Source organism: Micromonospora sp. WMMD882, assembly GCF_027497255.1.
Taxonomy (GTDB): domain Bacteria; phylum Actinomycetota; class Actinomycetes; order Mycobacteriales; family Micromonosporaceae; genus Micromonospora.
The window spans coordinates 2,185,831-2,208,993 of the sequence record NZ_CP114903.1 but is presented as its reverse complement, the minus strand read 5'-3'; the positions used below and the strand labels follow the sequence as shown (position 1 = coordinate 2,208,993).

Here is a 23,163-nt window from a genome sequence, read left to right as displayed (position 1 = left end):
GCTGGCTCACGTTCCCGCCCCGATTCCGGGGCCGTTACCGATTCGACGCGACCCCGGCGGGCGGGTCGGGCCACCGGACGTACCGCCCGTACCGGCCGACCGTTATCGTGGGACCGCCATGGCGAAGATCTTCCAAGTGACGGCCCGAGCGGGCATGACCCGTGTCGTGGAGCCGATCGCCCGTGCCCTGCTCCGTGCCGGCGTCACCCCCAACGCGGTTACCGTCGCGGGCACCGTCGGGGTGCTCGTCGGCGCCCTCGGTTTCGGCGCCCGTGGCCACCTGGTCACCGGCGCCCTCGTCGTGACGGTCTTCGCGTTGACCGACCTGCTCGACGGCACCATGGCCCGGATGAGCGGCGGGTCGACCCGGTTCGGCGCGTTCCTCGACTCCAGCATGGACCGGGTGGCCGACAGCGCGGTCTTCGGCGCGGTCGCCTACTACCTGGCCACCGAGGGGGACCGGGTCGGGGTGGCGGCGGCGCTGGTCTGCCTGGCCACCGGCGGCCTGGTCTCCTACGTGAAGGCCCGCGCCGAGGGGCTCGGTCTGACCTGCAACGTGGGTATCGCCGAGCGGACCGAGCGGTTGCTGATCGTCGGGGTGGGCGGTCTGCTCACCGGGCTCGGGCTGGAGCCGGCCCTGGTGGTGGCGCTCTGGCTGCTCGCCGCCGTCTCGATCTTCACGGTCGGGCAGCGGATGGCGCACGTGTACCGGCAGGCCCAGGAGACCCGGGCGGGCGTGTCGGGGTGACCGGGCCGAGCGGCGCGCCGCCGGAAGACCTCGACGAGCCGGCCCACCTGTCGGACAACGGAGGGCGAACCGGGTGAACCTCACCGAACTCGGCTATGTCGCCGGCTGGCGACTGATCCGGGCGTTGCCCGGGCCGGTCGCCGCGGCGGCCTTCCGCGTCGGCGCCGACCGGGCCCACCGTCGGCGCGGCGCGGGTACCGCCCGCCTCGCCGGCAACCTGCGTCGGGTGGTCGGCCCCGACCTGCCCGAGGCGGAGCTGGACGAGCTGGTGCGCCAGGGCCTGCGCTCGTACGCCCGCTACTGGCTGGAGGCGTTCCGGCTGCCGTCGCGCAGCCGCGCGCAGATCCTGGCCGGGTTCCGGCTGACCCATGGGCAGGACCAGCTCGCCGCCGACGTGGCGACCGGCCGGGGCGCGGTGGTGGCCCTGCCGCACGCCGGCAACTGGGACGCCGCCGGGGCCTGGGTCGCCGCGCAGGGCTGGCCGATCACCACGGTCGCCGAGCGCCTCCGGCCCGAGGCGGTCTACGAGCGTTTCCTCGCCTTCCGGCAGGGCCTCGGCATGGAGATCCTGCCCACCCACGGCGGCCCGCGTCCCGCCTTCGACGTCCTGGTCGACCGGGTGCGCGCCGGGCACGTGGTGCCGTTGCTGGCCGACCGGGACCTCTCCGCCCGCGGCGTGGAGGTCACCTTCTTCGGCGGCCGGACCCGGATGCCGCCCGGCCCGGCCCTGCTCGCCCTGCGCACCGGGGCGCCCCTCTACGTCGCCAGCATGTGGTACGAACCGGACGCCCCGTGCGCGTCCATCGAAGGTCCCCTGGAGCTGCCGGATCCGGCCAGCGGCCCGCTCGACCAGCGGACCCGACTGCTGACCCAGCGGATTGCCGACGGTCTGGCGGCGGGCATCGCCCGGCATCCGGAAGACTGGCACATGTTGCAGCGGATGTGGCTGGACCAGGCCGCCGCCCCGGCGACGCGCCGGCCGTCGGTCCCCTCCGGGCCGGTGTGAGGGCCGGTCCGGCACGGGCGGGGGGCGGGACGGACGGCCGGTGACCGGGCCGGAAGGCGACAAGCGGCGGAGCAGAGCCCCGCGGCAGTGAACGAAAGGCCAACGCTGTGCGGATCGGCATCGTGTGCCCGTACTCCTTCGACGTGCCGGGAGGCGTGCAGAACCACGTGATCGACCTCGCCGAGGCGCTGATCGGCCTCGGGCACGAGGTGAGCGTGCTCGCGCCCGCCGACGAGGACTCGCCGCTGCCGCCGTACGTGGTGCCGGCCGGGCGGGCGGTGCCCCTGCCGTACAACGGCTCGGTCGCCCGGATCGCGTTCGGGCCGGTCTCCACGGCCCGGGTCCGGCGCTGGATCACCCGGGGCGACTTCGACGTGCTGCACGTGCACGAGCCGCTGACGTTGAGCCTGTCGCTGCTGGCGGTGCTCTCCGCCCGGGGGCCGGTGGTCGCCACCTTCCACACCGCGATGACCCGGTCCCGGGCGCTCGCCGCCGCCCAGGGCGTGCTGCAGATCGTGCTGGAACGCATCACCGCCCGGATCGCGGTCAGCGCGCTGGCCCGCAAGGTGCAGGTCGAACACATGGACGGCGGCGCGGTGGAGATCCCCAACGGGGTGACCGTGGCGAAGTTCGCCGGCGTGCCGCCGCTGCCGGGCTGGCCGGGCGCGTGCGGCCCGGGCGACGGCGGCGCCCTCGGTTTCCTCGGCCGGTTCACCGAGCCGCGCAAGGGCTTCCCGGTGCTCCGGGACGCCTTCGTCGAGCTGGCCCGGCAGCGTCCCGGTCTGCGGCTGCTGGTCGCCGGGCCGGGCGAGGCCGACGACCTCTACGGCCGTTTCCCGGCCGACCTGCGGGACCGGGTCACCTTCCTCGGCCTGGTCTCCGAGGAGGACAAGGCGCGCATGCTGCGCAGCGTGCACCTCTACGTGGCGCCGAACACCGGCGGGGAGTCGTTCGGGATGATCCTCACCGAGGCGCTGGCCGCCGGCGCCACCGTGGTGGCCAGCGACCTGGACGCGTTCCGTCGGGTGCTCGACGGCGGGCGGGCCGGCCGGCTGTTCCCCACGAGCGACGCCGGGGCGCTGCGGACCGCCCTGGTCGACCTGCTCGACGATCCGGCGCGCCGGGCCGCGCTGACCGCCTGCGGCGACCAGGTGGTGGCGGGTTACGACTGGCCGGTGGTGGCCCGCCGGGTCCTGGAGGTGTACGCGGCGGCGATCGAGGCCACCGACGGCCGGGTCATCGACCAGGAGTGGGCGGGGCTGGGCTGACCGGCGCGGCGGGGGAGGGGGAGGCCATACGATGCCGGGCATGTGGTGGGTGACGGTCGCGGTCGCGGTGGTCGCGCTGGTGTCGGCGTACCTGTTCTGGACGGCCTCCCGGGTCGAGCGGCTGCACCTGCGGGCGGAGTCGGCCGCCCGGGCCCTCGACGCCCACCTGCTGCGGCGCGCGGCGGCCGCCGCGGTCCTGGCCGAGGAGCGGGACGGCGTGGAGCTGTACGCCGCCGCGCGGATCGCCCTGGACGCGGGCCCGCAGGAGCGGGAGGCCGCGGAGAACGACCTGACCCGGCAGTTGCGCGCGGCTCGGATCGACCCGACCGACCCGGCGGGCGAGGCGGTGGTCGCCGCGAGCCGGCGGCTGGCGTTGGCCCGGCAGGTGCACACCGACCTGGTCCGGGACGCGCTCACCGCCCGCCGCCGGCCACTGGTGCGGATGTTGCGGATGAGTCGCCGGCACGAGCGCCCGCGCTACTTCGACGTGGACGACCCCACCCTGCCCCCGCCCCCCGACTGACCTGCGGCGACGCTGACCGGAGCGGGAAGTTCCCGGGGCCGGCCGGGTGGTGACGACGGACACAGAGCAGGCCACCCGGGACTCGATTGGCTGTCGGTCGGGTGTTGAGCCGGACGTAGCATTTTTCTGACCAGCAGCGTCCCCGACCCGCCGAGGAGCGATCAGCCGTGTCCGAAACCACCACCCAACCCACCACGTCCGTCGTCGGCACCGCCCGCGTCAAGCGCGGCATGGCCGAGATGCTCAAGGGCGGTGTGATCATGGACGTGGTCACCGCCGAGCAGGCCAGGATCGCCGAGGACGCCGGCGCGGTCGCGGTGATGGCCCTGGAGCGGGTGCCGGCCGACATCCGGGCCCAGGGCGGGGTCTCCCGGATGAGCGACCCCGACATGATCGACGGGATCATCAACGCCGTCTCCATCCCGGTGATGGCCAAGGCCCGGATCGGGCACTTCGTCGAGGCGCGGATCCTCCAGTCGCTCGGCGTGGACTACGTCGACGAGTCCGAGGTGCTGACCCCGGCCGACTACGCCAACCACATCGACAAGTGGGCGTTCACCGTCCCGTTCGTCTGCGGCGCGACCAACCTCGGCGAGGCGCTGCGGCGGATCACCGAGGGCGCCGCCATGATCCGCTCCAAGGGTGAGGCCGGCACCGGGGACGTCTCCAACGCCACCACCCACATGCGGAGGATCCGGCAGGAGATCCGCCGGCTCCAGACGCTGCCCACCGACGAGCTGTTCGTCGCGGCCAAGGAGCTGCAGGCCCCGTACGAGCTGGTCAAGGAGGTCGCCGAGAACGGCAGGCTGCCGGTGGTGCTGTTCACCGCCGGCGGCATCGCCACCCCGGCCGACGCCGCGATGATGATGCAGCTCGGCGCGGAGGGCGTCTTCGTCGGCTCCGGCATCTTCAAGTCCGGCAACCCGGCCCAGCGGGCGGCGGCGATCGTCAAGGCCACCACCTTCCACGACGACCCGGACGTGCTGGCCAAGGTCTCCCGGGGCCTGGGCGAGGCGATGGTCGGCATCAACGTCGACGAGATCCCGCAGCCGCACCGGCTGGCCGAGCGGGGCTGGTGAGGCGATGACCGCGCCCACCATCGGCGTGCTGGCGTTGCAGGGGGACGTGCGGGAGCACCTGCACGCCCTCGCCGGCTGCGGCGCGCGGGCCGTCGCGGTGCGTCGGCCGGCGGAGCTGGACGCGGTCGACGCGCTGGTCGTCCCCGGCGGCGAGTCCACCACCATCAGCAAGCTGGTGGACATCTTCGAGGTGCGGGAGCCGATCGACAAGCGGATCGCCGCCGGGATGCCCGTCTACGGCTCCTGCGCCGGCATGATCATGCTGGCCCGGGAGGTGCTCGACGGCCGCCCCGACCAGCGGGGCTTCGACGGGATCGAGATGACGGTACGCCGCAACGCGTTCGGTCGGCAGGTCGACTCCTTCGAGGCGCCGGTGACGCTGGCCGGGGTCGCCGGCGCGCCGTTCCACGCGGTGTTCATCCGCGCGCCGTGGGTCGAGCGGGTCGGCCCCGACGTGGCGGTGCTGGGCGAGGTCACCGAGGGTCCGGGCGCCGGCCGGGTCGTCGCGGTCCGGCAGGGCAACCTGCTGGCCACCTCGTTCCACCCGGAGCTGACCGGTGACCTGCGGCTGCACGCGTACTTCGTCGACCTGGTCCGCTCGGCGACCGGCTGACCCGTCGCCGGCGGTGGCGTGGCGGCGCTCCCCGGGGGCGGGACGCCGCGCCACCGCTGACCCGGCGGGGGCCCGCAGCGTCGGTGGCGGTGTGACACCGACCTGGGCAGGCTCGGTAGGATTGCCGACGCGAGGCGTGGGTCAACAGACGGAGGTACGAGATGTCCGGCCACTCAAAGTGGGCGACCACCAAGCACAAGAAGGCCGTGATCGACGCCAAGCGCGGCAAGATGTTCGCCAAGCTGATCAAGAACGTCGAGGTGGCGGCCCGCACCGGTGGCGGCGACCCGGCCGGTAACCCGACCCTCTACGACGCCATCCAGAAGGCGAAGAAGAACTCCGTCCCCAACGACAACATCGACCGGGCCGTCAAGCGTGGCTCCGGCCTGGAGGCCGGCGGCGCCGACTACCAGACGATCATGTACGAGGGGTACGGCCCGAACGGCGTCGCGCTGCTCATCGAGTGCCTGACCGACAACCGCAACCGCGCCGCGACCGAGGTCCGCACCGCGCTGACCCGCAACGGCGGCTCCTTCGCCGACGCCGGCTCGGTGTCGTACATGTTCTCCCGCAAGGGCGTGGTGATCGTCCCCAAGGCCGGGACCACCGAGGACGACGTGATGATGGCGGTCCTCGACGCCGGGGCCGAGGAGGTCAACGACCTCGGTGAGGCGTTCGAGGTGGTCTCCGAGCCGGGCGACCTGATCGCCGTCCGCACCGCCCTGCAGGACGCCGGCGTCGAGTACGAGTCGGCCGAGTCCGCCCTGATCCCCAGCGTGCACGTGGCGCTGGACGAGGAGGGCGCGCGCAAGATCTTCAAGCTGATCGACGTCCTGGAGGACTGCGACGACGTGCAGAACGTCTTCGCGAACTTCGACGTCTCCGACGAGGTCATGGCCGCCGTCGGCTGATCCGGTCCCGCTCGGGGGCGGTGCTGGGCCGGGTCCCCGGGCGCGGGGCGTACCCTGCCGGGGTGCTCAACCCCGACTACCCGATCCGTACCGAGCGGCTCGACCTGCGGCCGTTCACGGACGACGACCTCGCGGCCCTGCACGCGTACCAGTCCCGCGCCGACGTGGCCCGCTACCTGTACTGGGAGCCGCACGACGAGCGGGCCAGCCGGGAGGCGTTGGCCCGCAAGCAGCGGCGGACGGTCCTGCGGGCCACCGGGGACGCGCTCGACCTGGCCGTGGTGGTCCGCGAGACCGGCCAGGTCGTCGGGGACGTCCTGCTGTTCTGGGTCAGCGCCGAGCACCGCCAGGGCGAGGTCGGGTACGTCTTCCACCCGGACCACGGCGGGCGCGGCTACGCCACCGAGGCGGCCCGGATGATGCTGGAGATCGGTTTCGACGTGCTCGGGCTGCACCGCGTCGTCGGCCGGTTGGACGCCCGCAACACCGCCTCGGCGCGGGTGCTGGAACGTCTGGGCATGCGGCGCGAGGCGCACCTGATCGAGAGCGAGTTCGTCAAGGGCGAGTGGTGCGACGAGCTGCTCTACGCGATGCTCGACCGGGAGTGGCAGGCGCTCCGGCCGGCCTGGTCGTGACCGGGTGCTCCCGGGCGACGGTGGCCCGTCCGCCCGGGAGCCGTCCGGTCAGCCGGGGCGCGGGGCGTCCAGCGCCGGGATGAGCTGCTCCTCCTCGTACGTGAGATGGTTTTCCAGTTCGGCGATCAGCCGGTCCACCTCGGCGAGCAGGGCGGCCGGGGTGGTCCCGGTGTCGGCCACGGCGCGCTGGAGCGTGTCGAGCAGGGCCGCGATCGCCTCGTGCTCGGCGTTCAGCCGGGCCAGGGTCGGAGCGAGCTCCGGCCGGGCGGCCAGCGCCGGGAACATGCCGGTGTCCTCCGCCCGGTGGTGGAAGCCCAACCCCTGGCACACGGTGAGACAGTTGATCCGCAACTGCGCGCCGACCCGTGGGCCGGCCTCGGCGATCTCCCGCCGTACGGTGGCCAGCTCCCGGCGGAACGCGTTGTGCACCAGGCGCAGCGCCGCTCCGAACGACGTGGCGTTCGGTGGGCCGCCCGCGACCTGCCGCAGCGCGACAACCGGCAGGATCCGACTGGTCTTCGCCTGGTAGGCGGCGTACCCGGGTTGGGCCTCGGCGATCCGGGCGAAGATCCGGTCCCGGTCGGCCCCGGTCAGCACGGTCGCCTCGGCCTGGTACGTGAACACCCCGTCCTCGACGGTGACCCGGGGCTGCGCCACCAGGTTGCGGTACCAGTGCGGGTGCCGGTCCGCCCCGCCGGCCGACGCGACCACGAGCAGCCGGTCGTCGGAGTCCGGCAGGTAGCCCAGCGGGGTGGTGTGCGGGCGTCCGGTGTGGACGCCGGTGGTGGTGAGCAGCAGCAGCCGGCCGCCCTCGAACGGGCCACCGACCCGTCCGTCGTTGGCTCGGAACTCCTCGATGATGGCGTCGTTGAAGTGGTTCGGCACGTCCTGTTCCTTCTCGTTCGCGTCAGGGTCCGCCCTGGTACGGCGGCAGGAGTCGCCGGGGGCGTCGGTGTCCCGACGAGCGCGGCGACCAGTGGCGACCACCGGCGGCGGGCGCCCGGGGCGGGCCGTCGGTGGTGGCGGCAGCGAAGGAGAAGGGGAGAGGCGGGCCTCTCGCGGACCCGGCGGTCACGCCAGGGCCGGGATGAACCTCACTCGTGAACGGCTCTCGGCCGACCCGGCAGTCACGTCGAGCACTCTAGCTCATCGGCGGCGCCGCCGGGCCGACCGTCGGGTGTGGACTCAGCAGGCCCGTCCGGCCCGCGACGAGGGGGCGAGGTGCGAGCCCAGACCGGCCTCGAAGTATCCGACGCCGTCGCGGATCGGGTGGTCGCTGAACAGTTCGACCCGGTCGCCGATCCGGACCAGGTACGCCGACCGGCCGGTCACCTCGTCGTGGACCAACGCGCCGCGCGGGCCGTAGATCCGCTCCAGGTCGTCGAAGGTCATGCCGACGCCGGCCCCGGCGGGCGAGGACGGCGGCCGGGTGGCGGTGCCCACGGCCACCAGCCGACCGGCCCGGAAGGTCAGCAGGATCACGCCGGCCCACTGCCCGGTGGCGCCGGCGACGAGCACGTCGCCGCAGCCCGGCGCGACCGAGTCGATCAGACCGGCCGCCGTCAGACCGTCGAGGCTCCGACCGATCCGGTACGGTCCGGCGCCCCGCACGCTCAGCGTCCGGGTGGCCGCGGGGCGGGCCTGGGGTGGGGTGGCCCGGTCGGTCGACGGCCCGGCGGTCGTCGGGCGGGCAGCGGCGGTCGCCGGGGCCGCCCCGGTGAGGGGCGTCAGAGCGGCCGTGACCAGCAGCGCGGTGAGCACGGCGGTTGCCGACCGGGCGCGGCCGGCGGGGTAGCGGAGACGGTTCACGGGAGTTCCTCCTCGCGGTGCGGGTGTCCTTGCTCTGTTCGTCTCCCCGGACGCGGGGCCGGTTCGTCGGATCTCCGACCGTTTCCGCCCCCGTCTGCGGGTCCGTTCGCCCGGCTCGTCGGCGACCGTGGGGCGGCCGGGGCGCGCCGCGCCGGGGTGGCGGGGCGCGCCGCGCCGGGGTGGCGGGGCGCGCCGCGCCGGGGCGGCCGGGGCGACGCCGGCAGCGGCGCGCCGTCTACTGTCGAGCCACCGCCGGGCGGACGTGGCGGGGAGTGGATGGTGGCGCGGTGACCAGCCCGGAGCGGATCGGGCCGTACCGGATCGAGCGGCTGCTCGGCACGGGGTCGTTCGCGACGGTCTGGCTGGGGCACGATCCGCTGCTCGACGCGCCGGTGGCGATCAAGGTGCTGGCCGAGAACTGGCACCACGACCTGCGGGTTCGGGAACGTTTCCTGGACGAGGCCCGGTTGCTGCGTCGGATCGACGACGACCGGCTGGTCCGGGCGCACGGGGTGGGTGAGCTGCCCGACGGCCGGCCGTACGTGGTGCTGTCCCTCGCCGACGGCGGCAGCCTGCGCGACCGGTTGGCGGCCGGCCCGCTGCCCGTGCCGGCCGCCCTGGACCTGCTGGCCGAGATCGCCGCCGGGGTGGCCGTGCTGCACCGGCACGGTGTGGTGCACCGTGACCTGACCCCGGGCAACGTCCTTTTCCGGTCCCACCCGGACGGCGAGCGGGTGCTGGTCGCCGACCTCGGGTTGGCCAAGGCCCTCGCCGCCGCCTCCGGTCTGACCGCGCGGGCCGGCACCCCCGGCTACATGGCCCCCGAGCAGGACGATCCGCTGGCGGTGGTGGACACCCGCGCCGACGTGTACGGGCTGGGGCGGCTCGGTCTCCGGCTGCTCGGCGCCCCCTGTGCCCCGATGACCGACGCCGGCCCTTCGGACGCCGACCAGCCGGTCCGGCCCGACCCGGACGCCGACCAGCCCGGTCGGTCCGGTACGGACGCCGACCAGCCGGGCCGGGTCGGTACGGACGTCGGCGAGCGCGGTCGGTCCGGCCCGGACGTCGACGGGGGGCGCGACTGGTCCGGTACGGACGTCGGTGGGTGGGACCGGGGTGGGGACGGCCCGCCACGGCTTCGGGAGGGTGTCCCGTCTGCGGTGGCGGAGGTGCTGCGGCGGGCCACCGCGTACCGGCCGGCCGACCGCTACCCGGACGCCGCCGCCTTCCGCGCGGCCCTGCGGGACGCCGCCCCCACCGCCGGCCGGTCAGACGCCCCGGGCCGCCCCGCCGCCGACGGCCGGATCGCCGACGGCCGGGATGCCAGCGGCCCGGGTGGCGGCGGCCGGGTCGACGGTGGCCTGGCCGACGGTGGCTGGGCCGATGGTGGCTGGGTCGACGCCGGGTGGGAGCCGGAGTGGAAAATCGGCGGCCCGCCGTCGGCGTCTTCCGGCGGGCCGTCGTCGGCCGGGCCGCGTCGGCGTGGGCGGCGCTGGCTCTCGGCCGCCGGAGCCGGGGTCGCGGTGCTGGCGGTGGCCGGCGTCCTGACCGGGGACGCGTCCGCTCTCCGGCCGGACGTCCCGGTCGGGAGCAGCGGGCCGCTCACCGTCGCGTTGCCGCCCGGCTGGCGGGCCGCCGGCAGCGGCTGGGCCGGCCAGTACGGACCGGACGGCGGCCTGGAGCCCGCCCTGGTGGTGTCGCCCGACCCGGACCGGTGGCCGGTGGACCCGACGGTGCCGGGGGCGTTCGTGGGCGTCTCCGCCGCCATCGCCGCCCGGACCACGCCCGACGGCTTCGTCGCGGAACGTCCGCACGCGGACTGCGCCGCCGAGCCGGTGCGGCGCACCCGGCAGGCGGGCGTGGACTGGGTGGTGGCCCGGTACGCGTGCGCCCGGGGCCGACCGGTGATCGTGGAGGCCGCTGGGCTCGGCCCGGACCGTTCCGGTCTGCTCTACGTGCAGGTGACGCCCCCGTCGGGCAGTGACCCCGGCTTCGTGGACCGGCTGCTCGCCGGGGTACGGGCACGCTGACCGCCGGCCGACCGGTGGTCGGCGTGACGGTCAGCGCGCGACCACCGTCACCGTGTGCGTGACGCCGCCCTGCGGGATCCGCACGGCCACCGTCCCGGGCCGGACGAACCGCAGGTCCACCACCCCGGCCTCGTAGTCGTGGGAGACCAGCTCCGCCGGCTCCACGGTCACCTCGCCCGGACCGATGCCGATGATCCGCAGCACGCCGCCGGTGGCGAAGCAGAGCGAGGTGAGCAGGGCCAGCTCGGTCTCGGCCAGCACCAGGTCGTAGCGCACCGCGCCGAGGCAGGCGTCGGGCAGCGCGGTCGGGGACGGGGTCGCCGTCGGGGCGGGCGGGACGGCGGGGGTGGTCGGCGCGGGCGGCCGGGTCGGCGGGGCGGCGACCGACGGGCGGGCCGTGGGCGGCGCGGTGGTGGCCGACGGCGTGGCCTGCGTCGGGCGGACGGGCGGCCCGGACGTGGCGGCCGTCGTCGGCGGATGGACCGGCAACGGCGCGACGGGCACGTCACCGCCGCAGGCCGGCACCGTCCCGACCATGGTCAGGGTCAGCACGACCGCGCCCGTCAGGCCGAGCTGGTGGGCCGTTCCGCGCCCGGTCACCGGCGCTCCCGGTCTGGTCGGGGCTGGCCGGTGAGGCGGGCGCGCACCTGCCGCCGCGCCTCGTGCAGCCGGGACTTGACGGTGCCCTCGGGCAGGTCGAGCAGGTCGGCGATCTCCCGGTAGCCGAGGGTGAGCACGTCCCGCAGCACCACCACCTCGGCGAGCTCGGGGCGGATCGCGTCGAGCGCGTCGAGCAGGTCGAGCCGGGTGCCGGCGACGACGCTGGTCCGGCGCGGGTCGGGCCGCTCCGGCACCGGCAGGCCGCCGGCCTCCAGCAGCCACCGTCGGCGCAGCCCCCGGTACGTCGAGCGGGCCCGGTTCGCGGCCAGCCGGTGCAGCCAGGTGTGGAACGACGACCGGCCCTCGAACCGGCTGATGCCCTGGGCCACCGCGAGCAGCGTGTCCTGGCACGCCTCCTCGGCGTCCTCCCGGTGCGGCAGCAGCCGGGCGCAGAGCCGCAGCGCCTCGGGGCGTACCGCGGCCAGCAGCGCGTCCAACGCCGCCGGGTCGCCCCGCGACGCCGCCGCGGCCAGGTCCTCGGTGCCGTCGGGTAGGGGCATCAGGCCGTCCAGGTTCGCCGGGGGTGTCGGCTCAGGTTACGCGGCCCCCGACCCGGCCCGGTGGCCCGCGTCCGGCACCCGACTGCCGGCGGCCGGCGGCGTGGCCGACGGCGGGGCGTGGCGGTCGGCGGGGCCGGGCCCGGCCGGGGCTAGGCTGGGCCGGCCGCAAGATTCACCACCTGGGGGAGCGCTTCGATGGCCGACTCGTTCGTGCATCTGCACGTGCACACGGAGTACTCGATGCTCGACGGCGCGGCCCGGCTCAAGGATCTCTTCGCCGAGGCGAGCCGGCTGGGCATGCCGGCGGTGGCGATGACCGACCACGGCAACATGCACGGCGCGCACGACTTCTACAAGCAGGCCATGGCCGCCGGGATCACCCCCGTGCTGGGCATCGAGGCGTACGTCGCGCCGGAGTCACGCTTCCACAAGCAGCGGGTCAAGTGGGGGCGGCCGGAGCAGAAGAGCGACGACGTCTCCGGCAGCGGCGGTTACACCCACAAGACCATCTGGGCCCGCAACCGGACCGGCCTGCACAACCTCTTCACGCTCACCTCCAAGGCGTACACCGAGGGGTTCTTCGTGAAGTGGCCCCGGATGGACGCCGAGCTGCTCGCCGAGCACGCCGAGGGGTTGATGGCGACCACCGGCTGCCCGTCCGGCGAGGTGCAGACCCGGCTGCGGCTGGGTCAGGAGGAGCAGGCGCTGGCGGCGGCGGCGAGGTACCAGGACATCTTCGGTCGGGAGAACTACTTCCTGGAGCTGATGGACCACGGTCTGGACATCGAGAAGCGGGTCCGCGACGGGCTGCTGGAGATCGGCCGGAAACTCGACATCCCGCCGGTGGTGACCAACGACTCGCACTACACCCACGAGGCCCAGGCCGAGTCGCACGACGTGCTGCTCTGCGTGCAGACCGGCAGCAACATCGCCGACCCGAACCGGTTCAAGTTCGGCGGCAGCGGCTACTTCATCAAGTCCGCCGAGGAGATGCGCGCCGTCGACGGCTCCGACGTCTGGTTGGAAGGCTGCCGTAACACCCTGCTGGTCGCCGAGAAGGTCGACCCGGCCGGCATGTTCGAGTTCCACAACCTGATGCCCCGGTTCCCGATCCCCGACGGGGAGACCGAGGAGTCCTGGTTCCGTAAGGAGACGTTCAAGGGGCTGGCCCGCCGCTTCCCGAACGGCGTCCCGGAGGGGCACGTCGTGCAGGCCGAGTACGAGCTGGGCGTCATCATCCAGATGGGGTTCCCGTCGTACTTCCTCGTGGTCGCCGACTTCATCCAGTGGGCGAAGAGCCAGGGCATCGCGGTCGGTCCGGGCCGGGGCTCGGCGGCCGGCTCGCTCGTCGCGTACGCGTTGGGCATCACCGACCTGGACCCGATCCCGCACGGGCTGATCTTCGAGCGGTTCCTGAACCCCGAGCGGGTCTCCATGCCGGACGTCGACATCGACTTCGACGAGCGTCGGCGCGGCGAGGTGATCAAGTACGTGACCGACAAGTGGGGCGAGGACAAGGTCGCGCAGATCGCCACCTTCGGCACCATCAAGGCGAAGGCCGCGATCAAGGACTCGGCCCGGGTGCTCGGCTACCCCTACGCGGTCGGTGACCGGATCACCAAGGCGATGCCGCCGGCGGTGATGGGCAAGGACATCCCGCTCTCCGGCATCTTCGACCCTAAGCACCCCCGGTACGCCGAGGCCGGCGAGATCCGCGGCCTGTACGAGTCGGACCCGGACGTCAAGAAGGTCATCGAGACCGCCAAGGGCATCGAGGGGCTGATCCGGCAGACCGGCGTGCACGCCGCCGGCGTGATCATGTCCGCCGAGCCGATCATCGAGCACATCCCGCTCATGCGCCGGGACTCCGACGGGGTGATCATCACCCAGTTCGACTACCCGACGTGCGAGTCGCTCGGGCTGCTGAAGATGGACTTCCTCGGCCTGCGGAACCTGACGATCATCGACGACGCGGTCAAGAACATCCAGCTCAACCACGGCAAGGACCTCGACCTGCTGGCCCTGGAGCTGGACGACAAACCCGCCTACGAGCTGCTGGCCCGGGGCGACACCCTGGGCGTGTTCCAACTCGACGGCGGGCCGATGCGGTCGCTGCTGCGGCTGATGAAGCCGGACAACTTCGAGGACATCTCCGCCGTGCTGGCGCTCTACCGGCCCGGCCCGATGGGCGTGGACTCGCACACCAACTACGCGCTGCGCAAGAACGGCCTCCAGGAGATCACCCCGATCCACCCGGAGCTGGAGGAGCCGCTGCGGGAGATCCTCGCCCCCACCCACGGCCTGATCGTCTACCAGGAGCAGGTGCAGCGCGCCGCGCAGATCCTCGCCGGCTACAGCCTCGGCCAGGCCGACCTGCTGCGCCGGGCGATGGGCAAGAAGAAGAAGGAGATCCTCGACAAGGAGTTCATCCCGTTCCGGGACGGCTGCCGGGCGCACGGCTACTCCGACGAGGCCGTCCAGGCGGTGTGGGACGTGCTGGTCCCGTTCGCCGGGTACGCGTTCAACAAGGCGCACTCCGCCGCGTACGGTCTGGTCTCGTACTGGACGGCGTACCTGAAGGCGCACTACCCGGCCGAGTACATGGCGGCGCTGCTCACCTCGGTCGGCGACGACAAGGACAAGATGGCGCTCTACCTGTCCGAGTGTCGCCGGATGCGGATCCAGGTGCTGCCGCCGGACGTGAACACCTCCGCCGGGCCGTTCACCCCGGTCGGCAAGGAGATCCGCTTCGGTCTCGGCGCGGTCCGCAACGTCGGCGCGAACGTGGTCGCCTCGATCATGCGGTGCCGGGACGAGAAGGGCGAGTACGCCGACTTCTACGACTTCCTCGCCAAGGTCGACGCGGTGGTCTGCAACAAGAAGACCATCGAATCCCTGATCAAGGCCGGGGCGTTCGACGCGCTGGGCCACCCGCGCCGGGGGCTGCTCGCCGTGCACGCCGAGGCGATCGACGCGTACGCCGACGTCAAGCGCAAGGAGGCCGTCGGCCAGTACGACCTCTTCGGCGCCGGCTTCGGCGACGCCGACAGCGCCACCAGCAGCACCACCGTCATGCCGGTCATCGGCGACAGCGAGTGGGACAAGCGCGACAAACTCGCCTTCGAACGGGAAATGCTCGGCCTGTACGTCTCCGACCACCCGCTGTTCGGGCTGGAGCACGTGCTCGGCGCGGCGGCCGACTGCACCATCGCCGCGCTCTCCGAGGAGGGCTCGGTGCCCGACGGCGCCGTGGTCACCCTCGCCGGCATCCTCTCCGGGGTGCAGCGGCGGGTCACCAAGCAGGGCCGGGCCTGGGCGTCGGCCACCCTGGAGGACCTGGCCGGCGGGGTGGAGACGCTGTTCTTCCCGAACACCTACGAAGTGATCGGCCAGTACATCGCCGAGGACGCGATCGTGGTGGTCAAGGGCCGGGTGGACCGGCGCGACGACACCCCGCGCATCATGGCGATGGACATGCAGATGCCGGACGTCAGCAGCAACCCGGCGAGCAAGCCGGTGACCCTGACCATCCCGGTGCACCGGCTCACCCCGCCCCTGGCGGAGCGGCTCAAGGAGACCCTGGTGCTGCACCCCGGCGACACCGAGGTGCACGTCAAGCTGCTCAAGAGCAGCACCGTCGAGACGTGGCGGTTCGGGCTGTTCCGGGTCGCGCCGACGACGGCCCTGATGGGCGACCTGAAGAGCGTGCTCGGCCCGGCGAACGTGAGCTGAGAGCCGGCCCCGGCGGCACCGAGCCCCGGAGCCACGGAGCGGGAATTGGCCGTGAGCGCCCGGGCCCGGCGTGCGTAGCGTCGAGGGCATGGATCTGGACGAGGCACGGAAACTGTGGCAGCCCAAGCCCGGCTGGCTCAACACCGCCAGCTTCGGGCTGCCGGCCGAACCGACCCTGACGGCGGTCCAGAACGCGCTGACCGAGTGGCGGGACGGCGAGAACGCCTGGGAGCGGTGGGGCGACACGGCCGACCGGTCCCGTACCGCGTTCGCCCGGCTGCTCGGCGTGCCGGTGGCGGACGTGGCGATCGGCAGCGTGGTGTCGCAACTGCTGGCCCCGGTCGCCGCGTCGCTGCCGGCCGGCGCGACCGTGCTGGTGCCCGAGGTCGAGTTCACCAGCAACCTGTTCCCCTGGCTGGCGCAGGAGCAGCGCGGGGTGACCGTCCGCACGGTGCCGCTGGAGCGGCTGGTCGACGCGGTCGACGCCGACACCGACCTGGTCGCGTTCAGCCTGGTGCAGTCCGCCGACGGCCGGGTCGCCCCGTACGACGACATCGTGGCCGCCGCCCGCGCGCACGACGCGCTGGTGTCGGTGGACGCCACCCAGGCGTGCGGCTGGCTGCCGTTCGACGCGAGCCGGGCCGACGCGGTGGTGGTCGGCGCGTACAAGTGGCTGACCGCGCCCCGCGGCGCGGCCTTCGCCTACCTGGCCCCGGCGCTGCGGGACCGGATGCGCCCGGACGCCGCCGGCTGGTACGCGGCCGAGGACCCGCACTCCTCCTACTACGGGCCGCCGCTGCGACTGGCCGCCGACGCCCGCCGGTTCGACATCTCCCCGGCCTGGTTCTGCTACGTCGGCGCGGCGCCCGCCCTGGAATTGCTGGCCGAGATCGGGACGCCGGCGATCCGGGCGCACGACGTGGCGCTGGCCAACCGGTTCCTGACCGGGTTGGGGCAGCCGCCCGGGGACAGCGCGATCGTCACCGTGGACGTGCCCGGCGCGCAGGAGAAGCTGGACCGGGCCGGCGTCCGCGCGGCGGTCCGCGCCGGCCGGGTCCGCGCCTCCTTCCACCTCTACTCCACCGAGGAGGACGTGGACCTCGCGCTGGACGCCCTCGCCGGCTGACCGCGGGCCGACGCCGCCACGCGCATCCGAATCGACCCGTTCCGGCGAAGCCCCTGGTAGTGGTTGTCTACCGGGGAGGTGCGTCGGGTGCCGGGAGAGCGGATGTCGGTCGAGGCGGTCGAGACGGCACGCAAGCGTCTCGTCACCGCCGCCGAGGAGCTGGACAGCAACCGGGTCGCCGGCCTGGTCGCCGAGCTGGCCGGGCCGGCGGACGTGGTGGCGGTGTGGGAGCAGGTCTGCGTGCCGCTGCTGCGGGCGCAGCCGGGGCAGACCGCGCCGGAGATCGCCGTCGAGCACGCCCTCTCCGAGGGCATCCGGGTCGGGTTGGACGTGCTGCACCGGGACGTGCCGCCCGGTCCGGACCGGACGGCGGCACCCGGGTCGTCCGGCCCGACCGGTCGGCGGCCCGGCCGATCCGGCGGGGGCGTGCTGCTCGTCGGCGCCGACCAGGAACACCACTGTCTCGGGCTGCACGCGCTCGCCGCCGCGCTGCGGCAACGTCGTCGGCCGGCCCTGCTGCTCGGTCCGGCGCTGCCCTGGCCGGCGCTGGCCGACGCGGTGCGCCGGGCCCTCCCGCACACCGTGGTGGTGTGGTCCCAGACGCCGGTCACCGGCCGGGCGTACCGGCTGGTCCGGCTCGGTCGGGACTTCCCCGCCGTCCGGGTGTTCGGGGCCGGCCCCGGATGGATCGAGGAGCTGCCGGTCCCGGTGGCCCGGCTCACCTCGCTCTCCGCCGCCACCGCCGCCTGCCAGGCCGGCTGAGCCCGGGCGCCGCGCCCGGAGGGCGGGGGATTGGTCAGGCGTCGGGCCCGCGGAGGCGGTGCAGGCGCAACGCGAGCTGCACCTCCAACGCCCGTTCCGGGCGCTGCCAGTCCGCGCCGAGCAGGTGCCCCACCCGTTCCAGCCGCTGGGTGACCGTGTTGACGTGCACGTGCAGTTGCTCGGCGGCCCGGGCCAGGCTGCCGCCCACCCCGAAGTACGCCTCCAGCGTCTTCACCAGCGCGGTGCCCCGCCGGGCGTCGTAGTCCACCACCGGGCCGACCGTGTCGGCGAGGAACCGGGCGACGTCCCGGTCGCCCCGGTCGCCCACCGCGCCGAGCAGCAACCCGACGAAACCCAGCTCGGCGGTGCTCGCGCCCTGACCGGTGCGGCCCAGCGCGCCGAGCGCGGTGAGGCAGCGGTCCGCCTCACGGAACGTCGCGGCCAGCGCCGCCGGCCCACCGGCCGGGCCGCTCGCCCCGGCGGTGACCGGCCGGCCGGTCACCCGGGCCAGGTCCCGGGCCACCGCGCGGGCCGCCGCCCCCGCCTCGACCCCGGGCAGCATCAGCACCACCCGGCCGTCCCGGGCGGCGGCCAGCCCACCCCGGGTCGAGGCGTACGTGGTGGCCCACGAGACCACCCGCTGCCGGGCCGAGCCGGTCGGCGCGATCGCGTCGTCGCCCACCGCCACCAGCACGTGCGGGGCGTCCAGGTCCACCCCGAGGCGGCGGCCCCGGCTGCGCAGCGCCTCCGGGTCGGCAAGCGGGCGGGCGATCAGGTCGTCGAGCAGCTCGCCCCGGACCCGGCCCTCCGCCTCGGCGACCGTCCGCCGGAACAGCAGCAGCAACGCGGTCACCAGCGCGGCCCGCTCCAGGATCCGCTGGTCGGCGTCGACCAGCTCACCCTCCGGCCGCAGCACCAGCGCGCCGAGATTCTCCGCGCCGGCCACCACCGCGGCGTACCAGAGCCGGCCCCGGCGCACGCTGCGTCCCTCCGTCCGGGACGCGGCCACCGCCTCCACCAGGTCGGCCCGGTCCGGCTCGTCGATCTCGCCGACCCGGGCCAGCAGCCGCCCCTCGGCGTCCAGCGCCAGCACCGCGCCGCCGAGCACGTCGGTGACCGCCGCCGCCACGTCCTCCACCCCGCCGCCGCGCAGCACCAGCGCGGTCATCCGGTCGTGCGCCGCCGCCGCCCGCTCCACCGAGGCGCTGTGCGCCCGGATGGTGGTGTTCGCGGCGGACAGCTCGGCCAGCGCGGCCCGGGTCTCGGCCAGCAGCCGGGCGGTGTCGATCGCCACCGCCGCGTGCGCGGCCAGCGACACCAGCAGCGCCACCTCCTCCCGGGCGAACGGCCGGGCGGAACGGTTCGCCGCGTACAGCACCCCGATCGAGGTGGGCCCGAGCCGCAGCGGCACGCCGAGGATCGCCACCAGGCCCTCCTCGCGTACGCCGGCGTCGATCTCCCCGGTGTGGTGGAACCGCTCGTCCTCGTCGTAGTTCGCGGTCACGTACGGGGTGCCGGACTGGGCCACCAGCCCGCCGAGGCCGGCGCCCAGCGGCAGCCGCAACCGCTGGAACCGGGCGGACACCGACCCGTCGGTGACCCGCATGTACGTGTCGCCCCGGTCGTCGTCGTTGAGCGTCATGTACGCCACGTCCGCGCCGAGCAGGGTCCGCGCCCGGTGCACGATGGCCCGCAGCACGTCGTCGGAGTCGCGCAGCCCGGCCAGGTCGCTGGCCGTGTCGTACAGGCCGGACAGCTCGATCTCGCGGCGACGGCGGCGCTCCAGCAGCGCCCGCACCCGCAGCGCCACCACCTTGGCCTGCTCCAGCTCGGCGAGGCGCTCGGGCGGCAGGCCGGCGGAGCGCGCGGCCACCAGCGGCCCCTCGAACTCGACGGCCGCGGCCTCCCGGGCGAGCAGCTCCAGGAACTCGATCGGCGACGACATGACCGACATTGTGCGGGTGGACACTAGTTCGCCGTCCAGCCCCCGTCGAGGGCGATGGACGAGCCGGTGATGAACGACGCGGGCGGGGAGCAGAGGTACGCGACCAGCTCGGCGACCTCCTCCGGCTCGATCAGCCGCTTGATCGCGGCCCGGGCCAGCATGATCTTCTCGACCACCTCGTCGGGGCCGATGCCGTGCCGGGCCGCCTGGTCGGCGATCTGGTCCTCCACCAGCGCGGTACGCACGTACGCCGGGTTGACGCAGTTGGCGGTCACCCCGTGCGCCGCCCCCTCCAGGGCCACCACCTTGGAGAACCCCTCCAGGGCGTGCTTGGCCGACACGTACGCCGCCTTGTACGCCGAGGCGCGCAGCCCGTGCACCGACGAGATGTTGACCACGCGTCCCCAGCCGCGCGCGTACATGTGCGGCAGCGCGCGGCGCACGATCCGGAACGGCGCCTCCACCATCACCCGGTGCAGGTGGGAGAAACGTTCCACCGGGAACTCGGGCACCGGCGCGACGTGTTGCAGCCCGGCGTTGTTGACCACGATGTCCACGTCGGCGTCGAGCCGGTCCACCGCGTCCGGGTCGGCCAGGTCGATCCCCTCGGCCCGACCGCCGATCTCGGCGGCGACCGCCTTGGCCGCCTCGACGTTGCGGTCCACCACCAGCACCGCCGCGCCGGCCGCGGCCAGCCGTCGCGCGCACGCCCGGCCGATGCCGCCGCCACCGCCGGTGACCAGCGCGGCACGACCGGTGAGGTCGACCTGTACGACGTGGGGGAACGCCACTGGTTCAGCCGTCATGGCGCAGAAGTTACGAGGTGGGTGGCCGACGGCACATGGGTTCCCCGCACACACTCCTCGCCCCGGCTATGTGGACCGTCCGTGACCGGGCCCGGTCACCTGCGCCGGACCGTCCGGCGACCCGCGCCGGCCGTCCCGTGAGCGGGGCGGCGAACGCGGGGGCGGCCGGCGTGTCCCCCCGGCCGGCGGTCGGCGGCGGCAAGTAGGGTGTCGAACACACGTACTGGCCGGTGGCTCGGGGAGGAGGCGGCGTGCGGGTGCTCGGCGTCGACCCGGGCCTGACCCGGTGCGGGGTCGGCGTGGTCGAGGGCGTCCCGGGGCGACCCTGCACGCTCGTCGCGTACACCGTGGTCCGCACCGACCCCGACGACGAGCTGCCCCGCCGGCTGCTGCTGCTGGACCGGGCGCTGACCGAGCTGGTCGCCGAGCACCGGCCGGAGAGCGTCGCCGTGGAGCGGGTGTTCAGCCAGCACAACGTGCGTACGGTGATGGGCACCGCCCAGGCCAGCGGGATCGCCGTGCTGGCCGGCGCGCGGGCCGGGCTGCCCGTGCAGACGTACACCCCGAGCGAGGTGAAGGCGGCGATCACCGGGTCCGGGCAGGCGGACAAGGCCCAGATGACCGCGATGGTGACCCGGCTGCTGCGGCTGGCCGAGCCGCCGAAGCCCGCCGACGCCGCCGACGCGCTCGCCCTGGCCATCTGTCACGTGTGGCGCGGTGGCACCCGGTCCAAGCTGGCCGCCGCCGCGGACCGGGTCCGACGAGGAGGAGCACGATGATCGCCAGTGTGCGCGGCACGGTGACCGCGACCGGCCCGGACCACGCGGTGGTGGAGGTCGGCGGGGTGGGCCTGGCGGTGCAGTGCGCCCCCGGCACGCTCGCCGAGTTGCGGGTGGGCCAACCGGCCCGGCTCGCCACCAGCCTGGTGGTCCGGGAGGACTCGCTCACCCTCTACGGGTTCGCCGACGACGACGCGAAGGCGCTGTTCGAGCTGCTCCAGACGGCCAGCGGGGTCGGTCCCCGGCTGGCCCAGGCGGTGCTCGCGGTGCACACCCCGGACGCGGTCCGCAAGGCCATCGCCAACGCCGACACCGCCGCGCTGACCCGGGTGCCGGGCATCGGCAGGAAGGGCGCCGAGCGCCTCGTCCTGGAGCTGCGGGACCGGATCGGTCCGGTCGCGGTCGGGCCGGACGGCGCGGCCGGGGTGACCGGCGGGGCGTGGCCGGAGCAGGTGCGTCAGGCGCTGGTCGGGCTGGGCTGGACGGCCGGCCAGGCCGACCAGGCGGTGGCCGCGGTGGCGGAGACGGTCGACGGGCCGACCCCGCCGGTGCCGGTGCTGCTCAAGCAGGCCATCCGACTGCTCGGGCGGACGCGGTGAGCCGCGCGCGGCGCGGGCCGTCCGACGCCGGGGTGGGGCCGGCGTGACCGGCGACGGCCTGGTCTCGGCCTACGCGCAGGACGCGGAGCGGGACCTGGAGGTCAGCGTCCGGCCGAAGCGGCTGGCCGAGTTCATCGCCCAGGACCGGGTCCGTGACCAGCTGGACCTGCTGTTGCAGGGGGCGATGCGGCGGGGCTCCCCGCCGGACCACATCCTGCTGTCCGGGCCGCCCGGGCTGGGCAAGACCAGCCTGGCCAACATCGTCGCCGCCGAGCTGGGCTCCGGCATCCGGGTGACCAGCGGCCCGGCCATCGAGCGCTCCGGCGATCTGGCGGCCATCCTGACCAGCCTCGCCGAGGGCGACGTGCTGTTCATCGACGAGATTCACCGGATCGCCCGTCCGGCGGAGGAGCTGCTCTACAGCGCGATGGAGGACTTCCGGGTCGACGTGGTGGTCGGCAAGGGGCCGGGGGCCACCGCCATCCCGCTCGACGTGGAGCCGTTCACCCTGGTCGGCGCGACCACCCGGTCCGGCCTGCTGACCGGCCCGATGCGGGACCGGTTCGGCTTCGTCGCGCACCTGGACTTCTACTCCCCGGTCGAGCTGGAGGCGCTGTTGCGCCGGTCGGCGCGGATCCTCGGGGTGCCGATCACCGACGAGGGGGCCGTCGAGATCTCCGGCCGGTCGCGGGGCACGCCCCGGATCGCCAACCGGCTGCTGCGCCGGGTCCGCGACTACGCCGAGGTCCGGGCCGACGGCGTGGTCACCGTCGAGACGGCCCGCGCCGCCCTGACCGTGTACGACGTGGACGCGCTCGGCCTGGACCGGCTGGACCGGGCGGTGCTGACCGCCCTGGTCGACTCGTTCCGGGGCGGGCCGGTCGGGCTCTCGACCCTGGCCGTGGCGGTCGGCGAGCAGCCGGACACGGTGGAGGAGGTCTGCGAGCCGTTCCTGGTGCGGGCCGGGCTGCTCGCCCGGACGCCGAGGGGGCGGGTGGCCACCGAAGCCGCCTGGCATCATCTGGGGCGAACGCCCCCGAATGGTACATTTGGTGGCGGTGCTCCTTCCGTGCCCGGTCTCTTCGCCATCGAGCCTGATCAGCCGTGATGTGAACGTGATCCGTCCGGCGTTCGGCGTTCCCAGGCGCAGCGATTAGACTCGCCGCGGTCTGCACAGGACGTGAGAACACGCCTCCGCTCCGGCGCCCCCGCCGACCCGGAGGCCAATGGGAAGGTCTTTACCGTGCTTTACGCAGCACCAGAAGGCGGTGGGGGAGCCGGCGGTCTGACGCCGATCCTCATGATCGCTCTGCTCTTCGGCGTCATGTACTTCATGATGATCCGTCCCCAGCAGAAGCGCCGTAAGGAAGCCCAGGCGATGCAGTCCTCGCTCGCCCCGGGGGACGAGGTCGTCACCATCGGCGGGCTGTACGGCACGGTCACCGACGTCGACGACGACACCGTCCACCTGGAGGTCGCCCCCGGCGTCCGGACCAGGTACGCGCGCCCGGCCATCGCCCGGGTGGTCACCCAGGTCGACCGGACCGAGTCGACCGACCCGACCGCCGGGGACGTCGTCAAGGAGTGACCCGCGCGGGCCCGAGGGGGCTGCGCGTGGATTGAAACAAGTGG

The 23,163-nt window shown here is 74.4% G+C and carries 22 protein-coding genes; 16 read left to right on the top strand and 6 right to left on the bottom strand.

Going from position 1 to position 23,163, the window contains the following annotated elements:
• The first annotated feature begins 118 nt into the window (after positions 1 to 118).
• The 8 genes from pgsA (at position 119) to O7606_RS08710 (ending at position 6,783) form a co-directional block, all read left to right on the top strand.
• Positions 119 to 748 carry a phosphatidylinositol phosphate synthase gene (gene pgsA / locus O7606_RS08745; protein ID WP_281598556.1) on the top strand — a complete coding sequence of 210 codons (630 nt, stop codon included), beginning with the start codon at positions 119 to 121 and terminating at the stop codon, positions 746 to 748.
• A gap of 73 nt (positions 749 to 821) precedes the next feature.
• Positions 822 to 1,754: a phosphatidylinositol mannoside acyltransferase gene (locus O7606_RS08740; RefSeq protein WP_281598555.1), complete on the top strand. Its 933-nt coding sequence runs from the start codon at positions 822 to 824 to the stop codon at positions 1,752 to 1,754.
• A 107-nt stretch (positions 1,755 to 1,861) separates the two neighbouring features.
• Positions 1,862 to 3,022 carry a glycosyltransferase family 4 protein gene (locus tag O7606_RS08735; RefSeq protein ID WP_281598554.1) on the top strand — a complete coding sequence of 387 codons (1,161 nt, stop codon included), beginning with the start codon at positions 1,862 to 1,864 and terminating at the stop codon, positions 3,020 to 3,022.
• Between the two features lie 31 nt (positions 3,023 to 3,053).
• Positions 3,054 to 3,545 (top strand): hypothetical protein, encoded by a 492-nt coding sequence (locus O7606_RS08730; protein WP_281598553.1) that lies wholly within the window; start codon positions 3,054 to 3,056, stop codon positions 3,543 to 3,545.
• A 167-nt stretch (positions 3,546 to 3,712) separates the two neighbouring features.
• A complete protein-coding gene (pdxS, locus tag O7606_RS08725; protein WP_281598552.1) occupies positions 3,713 to 4,624 on the top strand; it encodes a pyridoxal 5'-phosphate synthase lyase subunit PdxS in 912 nt (303 codons plus the stop codon).
• A 4-nt stretch (positions 4,625 to 4,628) separates the two neighbouring features.
• Positions 4,629 to 5,237, top strand: a complete 609-nt coding sequence (gene pdxT, locus O7606_RS08720) for a pyridoxal 5'-phosphate synthase glutaminase subunit PdxT (protein WP_281598551.1) — start codon at positions 4,629 to 4,631, stop codon at positions 5,235 to 5,237.
• Positions 5,238 to 5,398: 161 nt separating this feature from the next.
• Positions 5,399 to 6,148 carry a YebC/PmpR family DNA-binding transcriptional regulator gene (locus O7606_RS08715; protein WP_281598550.1) on the top strand — a complete coding sequence of 250 codons (750 nt, stop codon included), beginning with the start codon at positions 5,399 to 5,401 and terminating at the stop codon, positions 6,146 to 6,148.
• Between the two features lie 62 nt (positions 6,149 to 6,210).
• The gene (locus O7606_RS08710; RefSeq protein ID WP_281598549.1) at positions 6,211 to 6,783 is read left to right on the top strand and encodes a GNAT family protein; all 573 of its coding nucleotides are present in this window, start codon (positions 6,211 to 6,213) and stop codon (positions 6,781 to 6,783) included.
• A gap of 48 nt (positions 6,784 to 6,831) precedes the next feature.
• Here O7606_RS08710 and O7606_RS08705 read toward each other — a convergent pair whose 3' ends face one another.
• Entirely contained in the window at positions 6,832 to 7,668 is an 837-nt protein-coding gene (locus O7606_RS08705) for a nitroreductase/quinone reductase family protein (RefSeq protein WP_281598548.1), read from the bottom strand.
• A 300-nt stretch (positions 7,669 to 7,968) separates the two neighbouring features.
• Positions 7,969 to 8,592 carry a hypothetical protein gene (locus tag O7606_RS08700; RefSeq protein WP_281598547.1) on the bottom strand — a complete coding sequence of 208 codons (624 nt, stop codon included), beginning with the start codon at positions 8,590 to 8,592 and terminating at the stop codon, positions 7,969 to 7,971.
• Positions 8,593 to 8,879: 287 nt separating this feature from the next.
• Here O7606_RS08700 and O7606_RS08695 point away from each other — a divergent pair, with 287 nt between their 5' ends.
• The gene (locus tag O7606_RS08695) at positions 8,880 to 10,622 is read left to right on the top strand and encodes a serine/threonine-protein kinase (protein WP_281598546.1); all 1,743 of its coding nucleotides are present in this window, start codon (positions 8,880 to 8,882) and stop codon (positions 10,620 to 10,622) included.
• A gap of 30 nt (positions 10,623 to 10,652) precedes the next feature.
• On the opposite strand, the gene O7606_RS08690 is transcribed toward O7606_RS08695, so the two are convergent.
• Both O7606_RS08690 and O7606_RS08685 read right to left on the bottom strand, forming a co-directional pair.
• Entirely contained in the window at positions 10,653 to 11,222 is a 570-nt protein-coding gene (locus O7606_RS08690) for a hypothetical protein (protein WP_281598545.1), read from the bottom strand.
• Positions 11,219 to 11,782 carry an RNA polymerase sigma factor gene (locus O7606_RS08685; RefSeq protein WP_281598544.1) on the bottom strand — a complete coding sequence of 188 codons (564 nt, stop codon included), beginning with the start codon at positions 11,780 to 11,782 and terminating at the stop codon, positions 11,219 to 11,221. The genes O7606_RS08690 and O7606_RS08685 overlap by 4 nt, the downstream gene beginning before the upstream one ends.
• Positions 11,783 to 11,977: 195 nt before the next feature.
• On the opposite strand from O7606_RS08685, the gene dnaE reads away from it, so the two are divergent.
• The 3 genes from dnaE (at position 11,978) to O7606_RS08670 (ending at position 17,402) form a co-directional block, all read left to right on the top strand.
• Positions 11,978 to 15,514 (top strand): DNA polymerase III subunit alpha, encoded by a 3,537-nt coding sequence (gene dnaE, locus O7606_RS08680; RefSeq protein WP_281598543.1) that lies wholly within the window; start codon positions 11,978 to 11,980, stop codon positions 15,512 to 15,514.
• 88 nt (positions 15,515 to 15,602) lie between these two features.
• On the top strand, positions 15,603 to 16,640 hold the full coding sequence (locus O7606_RS08675; protein ID WP_281598542.1) for an aminotransferase class V-fold PLP-dependent enzyme: 1,038 nt from the start codon (positions 15,603 to 15,605) through the stop codon (positions 16,638 to 16,640).
• Positions 16,641 to 16,742: 102 nt separating this feature from the next.
• Positions 16,743 to 17,402 carry a transcriptional regulator gene (locus O7606_RS08670; RefSeq protein ID WP_281598541.1) on the top strand — a complete coding sequence of 220 codons (660 nt, stop codon included), beginning with the start codon at positions 16,743 to 16,745 and terminating at the stop codon, positions 17,400 to 17,402.
• 34 nt (positions 17,403 to 17,436) lie between these two features.
• Here O7606_RS08670 and O7606_RS08665 read toward each other — a convergent pair whose 3' ends face one another.
• The gene (locus O7606_RS08665; RefSeq protein ID WP_281598540.1) at positions 17,437 to 19,356 is read right to left on the bottom strand and encodes a helix-turn-helix domain-containing protein; all 1,920 of its coding nucleotides are present in this window, start codon (positions 19,354 to 19,356) and stop codon (positions 17,437 to 17,439) included.
• A 14-nt stretch (positions 19,357 to 19,370) separates the two neighbouring features.
• Positions 19,371 to 20,153: a 3-hydroxybutyrate dehydrogenase gene (locus O7606_RS08660; protein ID WP_281598539.1), complete on the bottom strand. Its 783-nt coding sequence runs from the start codon at positions 20,151 to 20,153 to the stop codon at positions 19,371 to 19,373.
• A gap of 251 nt (positions 20,154 to 20,404) precedes the next feature.
• Here O7606_RS08660 and ruvC point away from each other — a divergent pair, with 251 nt between their 5' ends.
• The 4 genes from ruvC to yajC all read left to right on the top strand — a co-directional run bounded on the left by ruvC (position 20,405) and on the right by yajC (position 23,119).
• Positions 20,405 to 20,932: a crossover junction endodeoxyribonuclease RuvC gene (ruvC, locus tag O7606_RS08655; protein WP_281598538.1), complete on the top strand. Its 528-nt coding sequence runs from the start codon at positions 20,405 to 20,407 to the stop codon at positions 20,930 to 20,932.
• On the top strand, positions 20,929 to 21,531 hold the full coding sequence (gene ruvA, locus O7606_RS08650) for a Holliday junction branch migration protein RuvA (protein ID WP_281598537.1): 603 nt from the start codon (positions 20,929 to 20,931) through the stop codon (positions 21,529 to 21,531). The genes ruvC and ruvA overlap by 4 nt, the downstream gene beginning before the upstream one ends.
• A gap of 43 nt (positions 21,532 to 21,574) precedes the next feature.
• The gene (gene ruvB / locus O7606_RS08645) at positions 21,575 to 22,639 is read left to right on the top strand and encodes a Holliday junction branch migration DNA helicase RuvB (RefSeq protein WP_281598536.1); all 1,065 of its coding nucleotides are present in this window, start codon (positions 21,575 to 21,577) and stop codon (positions 22,637 to 22,639) included.
• A 135-nt stretch (positions 22,640 to 22,774) separates the two neighbouring features.
• Positions 22,775 to 23,119: a preprotein translocase subunit YajC gene (gene yajC, locus O7606_RS08640; protein ID WP_281598535.1), complete on the top strand. Its 345-nt coding sequence runs from the start codon at positions 22,775 to 22,777 to the stop codon at positions 23,117 to 23,119.
• The last annotated feature ends 44 nt before the right edge of the window (positions 23,120 to 23,163 follow it).